The organism is Paraburkholderia sp. DD10 (assembly GCF_049177125.1).
Lineage (GTDB): Bacteria > Pseudomonadota > Gammaproteobacteria > Burkholderiales > Burkholderiaceae > Paraburkholderia > Paraburkholderia terricola.
The window spans coordinates 747,764-762,310 of the sequence record NZ_CP185392.1 but is presented as its reverse complement, the minus strand read 5'-3'; the positions used below and the strand labels follow the sequence as shown (position 1 = coordinate 762,310).

13 protein-coding genes are annotated in these 14,547 nt (G+C 64.4%); 7 read left to right on the top strand and 6 right to left on the bottom strand.

Annotation, left to right across the window (positions count from 1 at the left end; translation table 11 throughout):
• Positions 1-185: 185 nt before the first annotated feature.
• The 6 genes from ACOCG7_RS03565 to ACOCG7_RS03540 all read right to left on the bottom strand — a co-directional run bounded on the left by ACOCG7_RS03565 (position 186) and on the right by ACOCG7_RS03540 (position 7,275).
• Positions 186-1,058: a proteasome-type protease gene (locus tag ACOCG7_RS03565; RefSeq protein ID WP_073432484.1), complete on the bottom strand. Its 873-nt coding sequence runs from the start codon at positions 1,056-1,058 to the stop codon at positions 186-188.
• A 177-nt stretch (positions 1,059-1,235) separates the two neighbouring features.
• Entirely contained in the window at positions 1,236-2,036 is an 801-nt protein-coding gene (locus tag ACOCG7_RS03560) for a transglutaminase family protein (protein ID WP_073432485.1), read from the bottom strand.
• Positions 2,037-2,049: 13 nt separating this feature from the next.
• Positions 2,050-3,000 (bottom strand): alpha-E domain-containing protein, encoded by a 951-nt coding sequence (locus tag ACOCG7_RS03555; protein ID WP_073432486.1) that lies wholly within the window; start codon positions 2,998-3,000, stop codon positions 2,050-2,052.
• 198 nt (positions 3,001-3,198) lie between these two features.
• Positions 3,199-4,608 (bottom strand): circularly permuted type 2 ATP-grasp protein, encoded by a 1,410-nt coding sequence (locus ACOCG7_RS03550; RefSeq protein WP_073432497.1) that lies wholly within the window; start codon positions 4,606-4,608, stop codon positions 3,199-3,201.
• Positions 4,609-5,066: 458 nt separating this feature from the next.
• Entirely contained in the window at positions 5,067-5,516 is a 450-nt protein-coding gene (locus ACOCG7_RS03545; RefSeq protein ID WP_073432487.1) for an HU family DNA-binding protein, read from the bottom strand.
• 280 nt (positions 5,517-5,796) lie between these two features.
• Entirely contained in the window at positions 5,797-7,275 is a 1,479-nt protein-coding gene (locus tag ACOCG7_RS03540) for a PLP-dependent aminotransferase family protein (RefSeq protein ID WP_244745951.1), read from the bottom strand.
• A gap of 112 nt (positions 7,276-7,387) precedes the next feature.
• Here ACOCG7_RS03540 and ACOCG7_RS03535 point away from each other — a divergent pair, with 112 nt between their 5' ends.
• The 7 genes from ACOCG7_RS03535 (at position 7,388) to ACOCG7_RS03505 (ending at position 14,481) form a co-directional block, all read left to right on the top strand.
• On the top strand, positions 7,388-7,825 hold the full coding sequence (locus ACOCG7_RS03535) for a carboxymuconolactone decarboxylase family protein (protein ID WP_244745948.1): 438 nt from the start codon (positions 7,388-7,390) through the stop codon (positions 7,823-7,825).
• Positions 7,826-8,192: 367 nt separating this feature from the next.
• The gene (locus ACOCG7_RS03530) at positions 8,193-8,765 is read left to right on the top strand and encodes a cupin domain-containing protein (protein WP_073432490.1); all 573 of its coding nucleotides are present in this window, start codon (positions 8,193-8,195) and stop codon (positions 8,763-8,765) included.
• Positions 8,766-8,936: 171 nt separating this feature from the next.
• Positions 8,937-10,553, top strand: coding sequence for a peptide ABC transporter substrate-binding protein (locus ACOCG7_RS03525; RefSeq protein WP_421376851.1), 1,617 nt, complete (start codon positions 8,937-8,939; stop codon positions 10,551-10,553).
• A gap of 16 nt (positions 10,554-10,569) precedes the next feature.
• Positions 10,570-11,508, top strand: a complete 939-nt coding sequence (locus ACOCG7_RS03520; protein WP_083082571.1) for an ABC transporter permease subunit — start codon at positions 10,570-10,572, stop codon at positions 11,506-11,508.
• Between the two features lie 3 nt (positions 11,509-11,511).
• Positions 11,512-12,426 carry an ABC transporter permease gene (locus ACOCG7_RS03515; RefSeq protein ID WP_421376849.1) on the top strand — a complete coding sequence of 305 codons (915 nt, stop codon included), beginning with the start codon at positions 11,512-11,514 and terminating at the stop codon, positions 12,424-12,426.
• Between the two features lies 1 nt (position 12,427).
• Positions 12,428-13,426 (top strand): ABC transporter ATP-binding protein, encoded by a 999-nt coding sequence (locus tag ACOCG7_RS03510; RefSeq protein ID WP_244745943.1) that lies wholly within the window; start codon positions 12,428-12,430, stop codon positions 13,424-13,426.
• On the top strand, positions 13,423-14,481 hold the full coding sequence (locus ACOCG7_RS03505; RefSeq protein WP_310129480.1) for an oligopeptide/dipeptide ABC transporter ATP-binding protein: 1,059 nt from the start codon (positions 13,423-13,425) through the stop codon (positions 14,479-14,481). The genes ACOCG7_RS03510 and ACOCG7_RS03505 overlap by 4 nt, the downstream gene beginning before the upstream one ends.
• The last annotated feature ends 66 nt before the right edge of the window (positions 14,482-14,547 follow it).

Below are 14,547 nucleotides of genomic sequence, written 5' to 3'. Positions count from 1 at the left end.
GGTTGGGGTGCGCGCGGTGTGCACTGGCCCGGGCACGGCGCTTAACCTGAGGAAGCGCCGCTTTCGCGCCGCAAGATCCGCGACGGAAACAAAAAAGGCCGCCAGCCAGCCCTGGATAAGACCCGTGACGACCTTGATGCAATTCGCGTCGCCGAGAGCCGGCGAGCGCGGTCATAGTTAACCGGCTATCGCCGCTGCCCCTTGCCTTTGTCCGCCTGCGCCAACGTCTGCGCAGGCGTGGCGTCGAACTCATGCTCGATACCATCCGCGCCCACCGGCGCGCGGTGCAGCACCAGCGCCCGCTCGCGCTGCAACAGCGGCACATTGGGCGAAGCCTGCCAGTCGGGATCGGGGATCTCGCCGAACACCTGGCGCAGCCGCTCGCCCCACGTGCGGTGGATCATCTCGAAGTACGCGTTGTCGTGGTCGACCGAGACGAAACGCGTGACGCACAGCGCGTCCTTCTCGTAGACCAGCAGATCGAGCGGCAGCCCGACGGACAGGTTCGAGCGCAGCGTCGAATCCATCGAGATCAGCGCGCACTTGGCGGCTTCGTCGAGCGGTGTGGACGGCGTCAACACGCGATCGATGATCGGCTTGCCGTATTTGGCCTCGCCGATCTGGAAATACGGATTCACGGCCGACGCTTCGATGAAGTTGCCCGCCGCGTAAATCATGAACAGGCGCGGCCGGTTGCCGGCGATCTGCCCGCCGAGAATGAAGCTGCAATTGAAGTCGACGCCGAATTCCTGCAACGCCTCGGCCTCGCGCTGATGCACGGAACGCACCGCGCGGCCGATCACGCGCGCGGCGTCGGCCATGGTGGGCGCGCTCCAAAGCGTCGGCTGCGAAGCATCCACGGGCTCGGACAACTCGTGCAGCACCGCCTGCGTGAGCGACAGATTGCCGGCGCCAAGCAGCACGAGCATGCGCTCGCCGGGCTGCTCGAACACCGACATCTTGCGCGCGGTGCTGATGTGATCGACGCCCGCATTGGTGCGCGTGTCCGAGAGGAACACGAGCCCTTCTTCGACGGACATCGCGACACAATAAGTCATAGGAAGTACCCGCAAAAAAACGACTGAACGGCGCTATTGTAATGCGGCGCGCACGCGCCTCCATGCCGTATTACGGCCTTTGCAGGTCCAAACTGAATGGTTGTGAGGGCTGGCGCTCGCCGGCGTCCCTAGCGAGCCGGGAGCAAGCCGCCCTCCGCGGCCGCCGGCCGCCGGCCGCTATTGCGACAGTTGCGCGCTCACGGTAACGGACACCTTGAGCTGTTCTTCCAGCCCGCCGATGCGCCGGCCGCGCACCGGCGCGGCGGCTTCATAGTCGCGCGCGACGGCGAGCCGGCAGTAGATCTCGCTGGCAAACGCCGCGTGCGTGACATCGACGGAAATCCAGCCCTTGCCTTCCAGCCACACGTCGACCCATGCGTGGCTCGCCGCATGCGGAACGTCGCCCGGTTCGATATAGCCGCTCACGTAGCGCGCCGGAACGCCGCGCGCGCGGCAGCACGCCAGCATCAGATGCGCATGGTCCTGGCACACGCCGTTGCCGAGTTCGAGCGCCTGCGCGGCGGTGCTGGTGACCTCGGTGATGCCGGGGTTGTACTTCACGCGCTGCAGAATCTGTTCGGACAGCGCGATCAGATTGCTCGAACTCGCGAGGCTCGGCACGGAGTCGGCCAGTTCGCGGATCGCCGCATCGGCTTCGGTGAGCCGCGTGGCGCAGGTGAAATGCTCGAGCGGAATCGGGCCCACGCCGTCGGGCAGATAGCCGTCGACGAGCGGAATCGTGTCCACCTCTCCCGACACGTGCAGACGAATCTCGCTATGCGGCTTGTTGATCACGAGCGTGTGCAGCGCGTTGCCGTAGGCGTCGAAGGTCGCGTCGAGCTTGCCGGGCGCGTCGATGCTCCAGCGCCGCACCACCTGCGAGGCGCCGCTCATCGGCGTCAGACGCAGTTGCTGGATCGAGTAATGGACAGTCGCTTCGTAGCGATAGGAAGTGTCGTGGCGGATCGTCAGGTACATAAAAAGAACTCCGTCAGGCGACTGGCAGCATCAGATAGGTACGCGCAACCAGATTGCCGAGCTCGAACACGCGAGCAAGGAACTGCGTCAGATAGGCGTGCAGGCCGGTTTCGAAAATCTGCCGGATGTCGGAGTACAGCAGTTCGGCGCGCAGCTTGCCGGCAAACCGCTCGCACTGGTTCGAGCCCGAGGTGCGCAGCATCGCCAGATTCGCGCAGACGCCTTCCAGCGACGCAAGCAGCGAACGCGGCATTTGCTGATTCAGGATCATCAGTTCGACCACGCGCGCCGGCGTGACCACGTCGCGATACACCTTGCGATAGATTTCCAGCGCCGACACCGAACTCAGGATCGAGGTCCAGTAATAGAAATCTTCGAGCTGGCGCGCCGCGTCGCGTGAATTCGGCTCGACGTCGGCAAAGCGCACGTCGAGAATCCGCGCGGTGTTGTCCGCGCGCTCGAGAAAAGTACCGAGCTGCGTGAAGAAGAACGCGTCGTCCTGCAGCGCGGTGCCGATCGTCACGCCGCGCGAAAGATGCGAGCGGAACTTGACCCACTCGAACAGCGCGCCCGGATTGCTCGCGGCTTGCCCTGACGCCGCGCGTTCGTTGAATTCGAGCCACGTATCGTTGATGGTTTCCCACCATTCGGTGGTCAAGGTGCCGCGCACGGCGCGGGCGTTCTCACGCGCGGCATGCAGGCACGAATGGATGCTCGACGGGTTGGTCGCATCCGCCACCATGAAATCGAGCACGTGCTCGCGAGTCGGTTCGTCGTAGCGCTGCGAGAACGCGCTTTCCAGTTCGGAGATGCGCAGCACCGAGCGTTGCGCGCGCGCCTCCTGTTCGGGCGTCTGCGGCAACAGCAGCGCCTTGAGGTTGATGTCGAGCATGCGGGCGGTGTTCTCCGCGCGCTCCATGTAGCGGGCCATCCAGAAGAGGTGATCGGCGGTGCGGCTTAGCATGACGGCGTTCCGTATCTGATGACGCGGGACCTTTGCAAAGGTAAAGGGTCCGCGCTGGTTATCCGTGTGCGCCGGCGGCGCGTCGAGCGCCGGCCGGCGCGTTGGGCTGCGGGCGCGGTTGCGTGAAGCACTGCATGAACCGCCGCATGAATCGCGGCATGAAATGCAGCGGCACGGGCAACCGCGACGGCAACCGCGTCAGTCGACCATCCAGGTATCCTTGGTGCCGCCTCCCTGCGACGAATTGACGACGAGCGAGCCTTCCTGCAACGCCACGCGCGTCAGGCCGCCCGCCACCATCGTGACGGTCTTGCCGGACAGCACGAACGGACGCAAGTCGATATGGCGCGGCGCGATGCCCGACTCAACGAACGTCGGGCACGCGGAAAGCGCCAGCGTGGGCTGCGCGATATAACCCGCCGGCCGCGCGATCAGGCGCTCGCGGAACGACTCGATTTCGGCCTTCGTCGAAGCCGGTCCCACCAGCATCCCGTAGCCGCCCGCGCCGTGCACTTCCTTGACGACCAGTTCCGGCAGATGCGCGAGCGTGTAGGCCAGATCGTCCGGCTTGCGGCACTGGAACGTGGGGACGTTATTGAGGATCGGCTTTTCGCCGAGGTAAAACTCGATCATCTCCGGCACGAACGGGTAGATCGATTTGTCGTCGGCGATGCCGGTGCCCATCGCGTTCGCCAGCGCGACGCGACCGGCGCGATACGCGGTCAGCAAGCCGGGCACGCCCAGCGCCGAATCGTTGCGAAACGCGAGCGGGTCGAGAAAATCGTCGTCGACGCGGCGGTAGATCACGTCCACGCGCTTCGGCCCCTGGGTGGTGCGCATGAACACGTAGTTGTCGTCGACGAAGAGATCCTTGCCTTCCACCAGTTCCACGCCCATCTGCTGCGCAAGGAACGTGTGCTCGAAATACGCGGAGTTGTACATGCCCGGCGTGAGCACGACCACGACCGGATCGTCGACGCCTTCCGGCGCGACGGAGCGCAACGTGTCGAGCAGCAGATCGGGATAATGCGCGACCGGCGCGATGCGGTTCTGCACGAACAGTTCGGGGAACAGCCGCATCATCATCTTGCGGTTTTCGAGCATGTACGACACGCCCGACGGCACCCGCAGGTTGTCTTCGAGCACGTAGAACGCACCGTCGTCGCCCGCGCGCACCACGTCGACGCCGGCGATATGCGCGTAAACACCGAGCGGCACGTCCACGCCCTGCATCTCCGGCCGGTACTGCGCGTTGGTATAAACCTGCTCGGCCGGCACGATGCCGGCGCGCACGATATTGCGCTCGTGATAGACGTCGTGGATGAACAGATTGAGTGCCCGCACCCGTTGGCGCAAACCGGCTTCGAGTGTCTGCCATTCGCTGCGCGGAATGATGCGCGGAATCAGATCGAAGGGAATCAGCCGTTCGGTGCCCGACAGGTCGCCGTTCACCGCGAAGGTGATGCCGACCCGGCGAAACAGCAGGTCGGCTTCCGCGCGCTTGCGCGCGATCGCTTCATTACCCTGCTTCACCAGCCATCGCTCGAAGCGTGCGTAGTGTGGCCGCACGGCATCGTCGTGATGACGCATCTCGTCATAGCATCGCATGTCACGCCCCGCTCTTGTTGTCGGATAGAAGGCGAATGCGCTGCGCATTCGGTGTTCGACAATCGTTGAAGCAAGCGCTATGCCATTGGGCTTGCCCGCGCGTGAAACGCTGACTATGCACGCGAACAGCGCATCCGACCGGCATGGCCCTCGTCGCCATCGTACTGCGGCGGCCCATGATGCGCTAGTACGGTGCATGCCCGGCGACGGCGGTGCGCGCTCAGGAGAATGCATCCTGGCGCGGCGGCGGAATTCGCAAGCTGCTTCGCACGCGCATGAAAAATCCCCGTGGATTTGCACCCACGGGGATTCGGACAGCTTCTTGCACCAGGGATCGGCTCAAGCGTTAAGCGACTTAACTTCGCAATGTTAACCTCGCGACGTTAACAACGTTAAGCGAAGGTTAAGCGAAGGTTAAGCGCCGTGGCGTTAACCCCCTGCCAACGCATGAAGCGCGATCAGCCTGCGGCAGCGTCTTTCAGTTTCTTCAGCGGACGTGCCTTGATGCGCACGCTAGCCGGCTTGGCCGGGAACCAACGCTCTTCGCCCGAGAACGGGTCCTTGCCGAAGCGGCGCTTCTTCGCCGGCACGGCTTGCACGACGATCTTCAGAAGACCCGACAGCGTGAATTCGCCAGCGCCCTTCTTGTGCACGGCGCCGAGGATCGTGTCTTCGAGCGCGGCCAGCACGGCCTTGGCAGCCTTCGGTTCCACCGCGGCGCGTTCAGCGACGTGTGCAGCCAGCGAGGCCTTCGTGAAGGTGTCCTTGATCGGCGACGGTGCGCTGGACGCCTTCACGGCGACCTTCTTAGCTGCGACGGCTTTCTTCGCAGGGGCTTTCTTTGCAGCAACCTTTTTGGTCGGTACCGGGGCAGCCTTCTTGGCCACCTTTTTTGCGGAAGTCGGCATGTTTCTCCTACCTGTTGTGGTCAGTGAATTGCACGAAGCGCACACGGTATGTGCACGCTTCAACGCCGGATTCTACAAGCGCTCGCACGATTTGCGCGACTCTTTTATGTATAACGGCCAAGGTTTGTTGCGTGGCGCAGACTGCGCAACGCATTTTGAGGCTTGTTTTAGCGGGTAAACCGGTCCGTTAGCGAATCTCGCGAGGTCGGCGATACGAACTCGTAACGCGCGTTACAAGCCATTTCACCGCATGAATAGCGGTGTTTTCTTCGCGAGACGATCAGCGCACAAGGCGCGGAAGTATCTGCGCGAGCCTCGTGAGCGCCGCGTCGATGTGCTCCACGGCGATGGCGCCATAGCCGAATATCAAGCCTGCCTGCGGCTTCACGCGCTGATAAAACGGCGCGATTCCGTACAGACCGATCGACGCTTCACGCGCCGCGCCCACGACCGCCTGCTCCGTCAACGGCGCTCTTAGGCGCGCAGCCATGTGGATACCGGCCGTCGGCACGATCGGTTCCAGCCACGGCGCGAGGCCGCCGCGCAGATGCTCCAGCAACATCGCGCGCCGCGCCGCATACGCCTTGTGCGTGCGCCGCAGATGCTTGGCGAAGTCGCCGTTGAGCATGAAGGACGCAAGCGCGGTTTGCGTGAGCGTGCAGCCGTGCCAGTCCGCGATCTGCCGCGCCTTGAAGAGCGCGCCGAACAGCGAAGCCGGCGGCACCATGTAGCCGACCCGCAACTCGGGAAAGATCGTCTTCGAAAACGTGCCGACGTAGGCGACGAGCCCGGCGCGATCGAGGCTTTTCAGCGGCTCCATCGGACGGCCCTCGAAACGGTACTCGCAGTCGTAGTCGTCCTCGATGATCACCGCGCCGCGTTTCTGCGCCCATTCGAGCAACTCGACGCGCCGCTCCAGACTCATCGGCATGCCGAGCGGAAACTGATGCGAAGGGGTCACGTAGACGAGCCGCGCCTTGTCCGGCAGCTTGCTCACGATCAGCCCTTCGCCATCCACCGGCACCGGCGCGACGCGCGCGCCCGTGGCTTTGAAACACGCGAGCGCCGGCGGATAGCCGGGGTCTTCGACAGCCGCGATCTCGCCGGGGCGCAACGTGATGCGCGCCATCAGATCGAGTGCGTGCTGCGCGCCTTGCGTCACGATCACGTCTTCCCAGTTGCTCGACACCGCGCGGTTGAACGCGAGGTAGCGCGAGATCGCGAGGCGCAACTCCTGCTCGCCCGCCGCATCGCGATAGGTGCCCGGCGCGCGCGCTTGCGCACGCAACGCGTGATTCACGCAGCGGCGCCAGACGTCGAAGGGAAACAGCGTCTTGTCCGTCGCGCCGCCGACGAAGTCTTGCGGCGACCTCACCGAAGGTCGCGGCAACGGCAGGGTCTCGGGCATCGCTTCCCACAGCGGTTGCGCGCGCGCCGCGCCCTTCGCCCTCGCCTTGGCCCGTTCGCGGGCCGCTTCGGCGGCCCGCGCGTGCGGCGAGCGCTCCGAGGGCAGACGCTCCAGGCCGTCGGCGACGAAGGTGCCCGAACCCGCGCGAGCGCTGAGATAGCCCTCGGACAGAAGCCGCTCGAATACGTCGAGCGTGGTCTTGCGCGACACGCCCAGTTGCGTGGCGAGATCGCGCGTGGACGGCAAGCGCGTGCCGCCGGCAAGACGTCCTTCGAGAATGCCGGCGCGCAACTGCCGATAAATCTGTCCCGACAGATCGTGATGCCCTTCGACGGCGATGTGGATTTCCATTTGAGTGGTTACCTCGAATATCCAGAAAATGGTTATTCCGAAAGACCAATGGCGATCGTAAGCTTACCTCCGTCGTCGCGCCACGAGCGGACATTTACGAAAGGAGAAACTCATGCAGGCACGTCTCGACTTCTACAAGGCCAACCCGAGCGGCACGCGCGCGATGCTCGCGCTCGAGGAAACCATCGGCAAAAGCACGGTCGACAAGACGCTTGCGGAACTGGTGCGGATTCGCGCGTCGCAACTGAACGGCTGCGCGTTCTGCCTCGACATGCACGTCGCGGACGCGCGCAAGCACGGCGAAACCGACCGGCGTCTCGCCACGATAGCCGCCTGGCGTGAAGCGCCGTTTTTCACCGAGCGCGAACGCGCGGCGCTCGAATGGACGGAAGCCGTCACGCTGGTCGCGCAAACGCATGTGCCGGACGCGGTGTGGGAAGCGGTCAAACCGCATTTCACCGATCAGGAGATCAGCGATCTGACCTTGTTGCTCATCGCGATCAACGGCTGGAACCGGATTGCGGTTTCGTTCAGGAAGATGCCGGAGTAAAGCGTTGGATACGCGGCGCTGACGCGCTGCGGATAAATGCAAAATGGCGCGCCGTGTGAAACGGCGCGCCATTTTTTTGTTCTCGCTCGCGGCGTTTACCCGGCATACGCCCTTCAAGACGCCATGCGTTTATTCCCGCTAATACTCAGTCAGCATAAATGCCGTCACCCTTTGCAACACTGCTGTTTTCGGCATCGTCAAAGCCGAATTGGCGGGAGCCGCGTTCGCTTCTGGCAACATAGAGCCTGTCTCTAAAAGCGGTTCCTTCCACGACCAGGGGTTCAATCGCCCGCGCCTCGGTCCAAGCCGCGATCAAACCATATTTACTTATATCAAACAAATTTTGACGGGCTAATTTCCTCCTGCTATGGTCACGACAATTCAAAAGAGCAATCCGGCACTTGAACTAGGCAGCAAGATCCGCGCGCTGCGGCAACGGCTCAAGCGCACGCTGGATGACACGGCAACCGCGGCGGGTATTTCCAAGCCGTTCCTGTCGCAAGTCGAGCGCGGCCTGGCGTCACCGTCCATCACTTCGCTGGCCGGGATTGCCGGCGCGCTTGGCGTAACGGTGCAGTATTTCGTCGACACACCCAGCGAGGAACGCTGCGTGAGTCGCGGGGATCAGTTGAAGTTTTTCGGTTTTGCGGATTCGGCCAATCTGTTCGCGCGGCTGACCAATCTGACGGGCGGTCGTCAGCTTGAAGCGATCCTCGTCAGGATGCCGCCAGGGCAGAAGCGCTCCGAGGTCACGACGCATGCCGGAGAAGAGTTCATTTACGTGATCGACGGCGAAGTGTCGTTGACGCTGGAAGGCAAGACGTTCGTATTGCACGCGGGAGACAGCGCGCATTACGAATCGACGGTGCCGCATAGCTGGATGAACACCGCGCGTATCGAGTCGGTGGTCGTCTGGGTGGGCACACCGAGACTGTTCTAAAGAGCAGGCAACTTTTCCGGTTGAGCCGGTCAGGGATTGCCTGCATTAACAAATGCAAGGAATCCTCGATGCCGGACAAGCAACAAGGGCCGCCCTGGCCCGAGCCACGCAGATAACCAGGCGCTCTCGCGCCACGCGTTCTTCTCTCGACCTTATCCGCGATCTCAACCGATGAAAACCCCGTTTGCCTACGCGACGGCGCTGACCGCGCTCGTCCTTACGTTTCAGTCTTCCGCATTCGCAGTCAACGTGCCCGCCGGCGTCACGCTCGCCGCCAGCCAGGAATTGACCCGCCAGGTGCCCGCCGAAACCGAATCGCTCGACCCCGCGCACGTCGAATCCTGGACCGGCAATACGATCGCGCTCGACCTGTTCGAAGGTCTGACGCGCATCGACGCGGCCGGCGCGGTCGTGCCGGGCGTCGCCCAATCGTGGACGCGCACCGGGCCCGACACATGGGTGTTCAAGCTGCGCCACGACGCGCGCTGGAGCAACGGGCAGCCGGTCACGGCGGCGGACTTCGTCTATGCATGGCAGCGCGTGCTCGATCCGAAAACCGGCTCGAAGTACACGGTGCTGGTCGAATTCGTGAAGAACGCCAAGGCGATTCTCGCCGGCAAAGCGCCGATGACGAGCCTCGGCGTGCGCGCGCCTGATCCCTACACGCTGGAAGTCACCACCGAGGTGCCGGCCGCGTTCTTCCCGCAACTCACCGCCATGCCGACGATGGTTCCGGTCAACCGCGCGGTCGTGACGAAGTTCGGCGGCGAGTGGACCCGGCCCGGCAACTTCGTCGGCAACGGTCCTTATGCGCTGACCGACTGGCAGCCGAGCAACCGCCTCGTGGGCACGAAAAGCAGCACGTACTGGAATGCCGGCAAGGTCGTGATCACGAAAGTGACCTACCTGCCGATCGAAAACGACGAAACGGCGATGCGCATGTATCAGGCCGGCCAGTTCGACTACACCTATACGATTCCGTCGGGCGTCTATACGCAGGTCGGCAAGCAGTTCGGCTCCGAACTGAAAACCGGCCTGCAGATCGCCACGTATTACTACAGCCTGAACAACGAAGACCCGGTGTTCAAGGACAAGCGCGTGCGCCAGGCGCTGTCGATGGTGCTGGATCGCGACCTGCTGACCCAGCGTCTGACCGCGGACGGCGAATTGCCGATGTACGGCCTGATCTCCAAGGGCACGCAAGGCGCGGCGGTCTTCAAGCCTGACTGGGCCGCCTGGCCGATGCCCAGGCGCATGGAATACGCACGCAATCTGCTGAAGGCCGCCGGCTATTCGGACGCGAAGCCGCTCACCTTCACCTTCACGTACAACACCAACGATCTGCATAAAAAGGTCGCGCTATTCGCCTCCTCCGAATGGCGCACCAAGCTCGGCGTGAACGCGAAACTGGAGAACGTGGAGTACAAGGTGCTGCTCAAGCAGCGCCACGACGGCAAGGTGCAAGCCTCGCGCGACGGCTGGTTCGTCGACTACAACGACGCCATGTCGTATTTTGACTTGATACGCTGCCACAGCGTGCAGAACGATCAGCGCTATTGCAATCCGCAAGTCGACAAACTGGTCGATGAAGCCAACCAGCAACTCGACGACGCGAAACGCACCGCCATGCTCACGCAGGCGCACGATCTGGCGATGAACGACTACCCGATGGTGCCGCTCTTCCAGTATTCGGCGGTGCGGCTGGTGAAGCCGTATGTCGGCGGCTACACGTCGACCAATTACGTCGATCAGCGCGCCACGCAAGACATGTATCTGATCAAGCACTAAGCGCGGGAGCACCGTCATGCTGGCTTACACGCTGCGCCGCACGCTCTGGGCGATCCCGACGATTCTCGCCGTGATCACCGCGTGCTACCTGCTGCTGCACCTCACGCCGGGCGGGCCGTTCGACACCGAGAAGCAATTGTCGGCGGCCGTGCTCGCGAACCTCAACGCCAAATATCACCTCGACGAACCGTTGTGGCTGCAATACCTGCACTACCTCGGCTCGCTGCTGCACGGCGATCTCGGGCCGTCGTTCCGCTACGCCGACTGGTCGGTCAACGATCTGGTGTGGAAGGCGTTGCCGGTGAGCCTCGGCGTGGGCGGCGTGTCGGTGCCGATCGCGCTCGTGATCGGCGTCACGCTCGGCACGCTCGCCGCCGTGCGGCGCGACCGTTTCGTCGATCACGCGGTGATGGTGCTCGGCAATATCGGCAACGTGGTGCCGCCGTTCGTTCTCGGCCCGGTGCTGGTGTGGATCTTCGCGATTCTGCTCAGAACCTCCGAAGGTCACGGCTGGCTGCCGGCCGGCGGCTGGGGCGAAGGCGAATGGCGCTATCGCGTGCTGCCGATCGTGCTGCTCACCTTCATCAACGTCGCCGCGATCGCCCGCGTGATGCGCGGCAGCATGATCGAGGTGCTGTCGGGCAACTTCATCCGCACGGCGCGCGCCAAGGGTCTGCCGGGCCGCACGATCGTGTTGCGCCACGCGCTCAAGCCCGCGTTGATGCCGGTCGTGTCGCTGCTCGGCTCGGTGTGCATCTCGTCGATCACCGCGGCGGTGGTCACCGAATCGGTGTTCGCGCTGCCGGGCGTCGGCCAACTGGTCGTCAACGGGGCGATCAATCGCGACTACACGCTCGTGCTCGGCCTCGTCGTGCTGACCACGGCGATCGCCGTGCTGTTCAATCTGCTGGTCGACCTCGCGTATGCATGGCTCGATCCGCGCATCCGGTACTGATCCATGTCCCGCTCTCTTCAAACGACCGCCGCGGCGCTCGATCCGCTCGCGGCCATCGCCGGAGCGCCGCGCTCGCGCGGGCCGCTCGCCACCGCCGCCATGCGCTTCGTGCGCAATCGCGCGGCGTTGACCGGCTCCGTCGTGCTGCTTCTGATCGTGATCGCCTGCGTGGCCGGTCCGTGGCTCTTGCCGAACGGACCGATCGACAGCGACTGGAGCGCGATCAGCCTGCCGCCCACCTGGCAAAACGCGCACTGGTTCGGCACCGACGAACTCGGCCGCGACCTGCTCGCGCGCACGCTGCAAGGCGGGCGCGTGTCGCTCGAAGTCGGCCTGCTCGGCACGCTGGTATCGGGGCTGATCGGCGTCACCTACGGCGCGAGCGCCGGCTATCTGGGCGGCCGCGTCGACGCGGTGATGATGCGCATCGTCGACATGATGTACGCGATCCCCTACATGCTGATCGCGATCCTGATGATGACCCTGTTCGGCCGCGCGTTCTATCTGGTCGTGCTGACCATCAGCGCGTTCTCGTGGCTCGACATGGCGCGCGTGGTGCGCGGCCAGACGCTGTCGCTGCGCTCGCGCGAATTCATCGACGCGGCCCGCGCGATCGGCGTGAGTTCGCGCTCGATCATCGCGCGCCACATCGTGCCGAATCTGTTCGGCGTGGTCGTCGTGTACGCGAGCGTGACGGTGCCGAACATTGTGCTGACCGAATCGGTGCTGTCGTTTCTCGGCCTCGGCGTGCAGGAACCGATGACGAGCTGGGGCGTGCTGATCCAGGACGGCGCGCAGAAGCTCGAATCCATGCCGTGGCTCCTGCTGTGCCCCGCCGTGATGCTGTGCGTGACGCTGTATTGCGTGAATTTCGTCGGCGACGGTTTGCGCGACGCATTCGATCCGAAGGACCGCTGACATGCCGCTACTCGAAGTCAAGGACCTCGGCGTGCGCTTTACGCGCCGCGAAGGCGCCCCCGTCGACGCGGTGCAGGGCGTGTCGTTTTCATTGGAAGCCGGCCGGACGCTCGGCATTGTCGGCGAATCGGGATCGGGCAAGAGTCAGACCGTGATGGCGCTGCTGGGTCTGCTGGCGGGCAACGGCCGCGTGTCGGGCACGGCGAGCTATCGCGGCGAAAATCTGCTGACCATGACCGAGGCGGAGCTCAACAGGATTCGCGGCGACCGCATCGGCATGATCTTCCAGGACCCGATGACCTCGCTCAATCCGTTCCTCACGATCGAACGGCAGATGACCGAAACGCTGCAACTGCACCGCAAGATGCCGCGCCGCGAAGCGCGCCGCCGTGCGATCGAAACGCTCGAATCCGTGCGCATTCCCGACGCCGCGCGGCGCATCGGCATGTATCCGCACGAGTTCTCCGGCGGCATGCGCCAGCGCGTGATGATCGCCATGGCGCTGCTCTCCGAGCCGGAAATCCTGATCGCCGACGAACCCACCACCGCGCTCGACGTCACCGTGCAGGCGCAGATCATCGAATTGCTGCGCGAGCTGAACCGCGAACGCGGCACCGCGATCATTCTGATCACGCACGACATGGGCGTGGTCGCCGGTCTATGCGACGACGTGATGGTGATGTACGCCGGCCAGACCGTCGAGCAGGCGAGCGCCGCCGCGCTGTTCGCCGCGCCGACGCATCCGTACACGCTCGGCTTGCTGAACGCGCTGCCGCGCCTCACCGACGAAGACGACGACCGTCCGCTGCAAACCATTCCCGGCAATCCGCCGCTGCCCGGCGAGGTCGGCGCGGGCTGCGCATTCGCGCCGCGCTGCGCGTTTTGCAGCGAGCGGTGCCGCGAATCGCGTCCGCCGCTTGCCGCGGCAGAGGGCTATCTCGACGCGTTGCGCGCGTGCCATCGGCCGGTTGCGGAAATCATCGAGGCACAACACGCATGAACGCGACTCCTCTTGCTAACCAGAACGCGGCCACGCTGCTGTCGGTCGAGAATCTCAAGGTGCAATTCGGCGTGCCGCGCGGCGGCTTTCCGTGGTCCGGCAAGACGACGCTGCGCGCGGTGGACGGCGTGTCGTTCGACGTGCGGCGCGGCGAAACCGTCGGGCTCGTCGGCGAATCGGGTTGCGGCAAATCCACGCTGGCGCGCGCGATCGTCGGACTCGCGCCGGTGGCGAGCGGCAGCGTGCGCTGGCTCGGCGACGAAACCGTGCTGCCCGCGTCGACTTCGAGCACGACACGCAATACCTCGCGCTTGCGCCGCGACGTGCAGATGATTTTCCAGGACCCGCTCGCCTCGCTCGATCCGCGCATGACGATCGAACAGATCGTCGCGGAGCCGCTGCTCACGCACGGCCAGAACCTTGCGCGCACCGACGTGCAGCGGCGCGTGCTGACCATGCTCGAACGCGTCGGCCTCAACGCGCAGCACTTGCGCCGCTATCCCCATGAGTTTTCCGGCGGACAGTGCCAGCGCGTCGGCATCGCGCGCGCCTTGATCGGCGAGCCGCAACTGGTGATCTGCGACGAACCGGTGTCCGCGCTCGATGTGTCAATCCAGGCGCAGATCGTCAACCTGCTGCGCGATCTGCAACGCGAGTTGTCGCTCTCGCTGCTGTTCGTCGCGCACGATCTCGCGGTCGTCAAGGCGATCAGCCACCGCGTGCTGGTGATGTACCTCGGACGTGTGATGGAGTTCGGCGACAAGCGCGACGTGTACCGCACGCCGCGTCATCCGTACACGCGCGCGTTGCTCTCCGCCGTGCCGGTGCCCGATCCGGCCGTCGAACGCGCGCGGCGTCATCTGCTGTTGCGCGGCGAGATCGCGTCGCCGCTGAATCCGCCTTCCGGTTGCGCGTTTCGCACGCGCTGCCCGGATGCGATCGACGCTTGCGCCACGCAGATTCCGCAGCCCGTCACGCACGGTGCGAACGCGACGCGCGTGGCCTGCATTCGCGTGGGGCACGCCCCGGAGGAAGCGCCCTTGGCGAACAGCTAAAGCACACAGCCTGAGAACTTAAAACCGTATTCCCCGGCGCGACGGGCCGTCGCGCCGTTGGATCCG

What these genes read in the sequence shown, in the direction of transcription:
- ACOCG7_RS03565 (WP_073432484.1), bottom strand. Translation starts at nt 1,058, where the DNA reads ATGACTTATTGTGTCGCGATGTCCGTCGAAGAAGGGCTCGTGTTCCTC.
- ACOCG7_RS03560 (WP_073432485.1), bottom strand. Translation starts at nt 2,036, where the DNA reads ATGTACCTGACGATCCGCCACGACACTTCCTATCGCTACGAAGCGACT.
- ACOCG7_RS03555 (WP_073432486.1), bottom strand. Translation starts at nt 3,000, where the DNA reads ATGCTAAGCCGCACCGCCGATCACCTCTTCTGGATGGCCCGCTACATG.
- ACOCG7_RS03550 (WP_073432497.1), bottom strand. Translation starts at nt 4,608, where the DNA reads ATGCGATGCTATGACGAGATGCGTCATCACGACGATGCCGTGCGGCCA.
- ACOCG7_RS03545 (WP_073432487.1), bottom strand. Translation starts at nt 5,516, where the DNA reads ATGCCGACTTCCGCAAAAAAGGTGGCCAAGAAGGCTGCCCCGGTACCG.
- ACOCG7_RS03540 (WP_244745951.1), bottom strand. Translation starts at nt 7,275, where the DNA reads ATGGAAATCCACATCGCCGTCGAAGGGCATCACGATCTGTCGGGACAG.
- ACOCG7_RS03535 (WP_244745948.1), top strand. Translation starts at nt 7,388, where the DNA reads ATGCAGGCACGTCTCGACTTCTACAAGGCCAACCCGAGCGGCACGCGC.
- ACOCG7_RS03530 (WP_073432490.1), top strand. Translation starts at nt 8,193, where the DNA reads ATGGTCACGACAATTCAAAAGAGCAATCCGGCACTTGAACTAGGCAGC.
- ACOCG7_RS03525 (WP_421376851.1), top strand. Translation starts at nt 8,937, where the DNA reads ATGAAAACCCCGTTTGCCTACGCGACGGCGCTGACCGCGCTCGTCCTT.
- ACOCG7_RS03520 (WP_083082571.1), top strand. Translation starts at nt 10,570, where the DNA reads ATGCTGGCTTACACGCTGCGCCGCACGCTCTGGGCGATCCCGACGATT.
- ACOCG7_RS03515 (WP_421376849.1), top strand. Translation starts at nt 11,512, where the DNA reads ATGTCCCGCTCTCTTCAAACGACCGCCGCGGCGCTCGATCCGCTCGCG.
- ACOCG7_RS03510 (WP_244745943.1), top strand. Translation starts at nt 12,428, where the DNA reads ATGCCGCTACTCGAAGTCAAGGACCTCGGCGTGCGCTTTACGCGCCGC.
- ACOCG7_RS03505 (WP_310129480.1), top strand. Translation starts at nt 13,423, where the DNA reads ATGAACGCGACTCCTCTTGCTAACCAGAACGCGGCCACGCTGCTGTCG.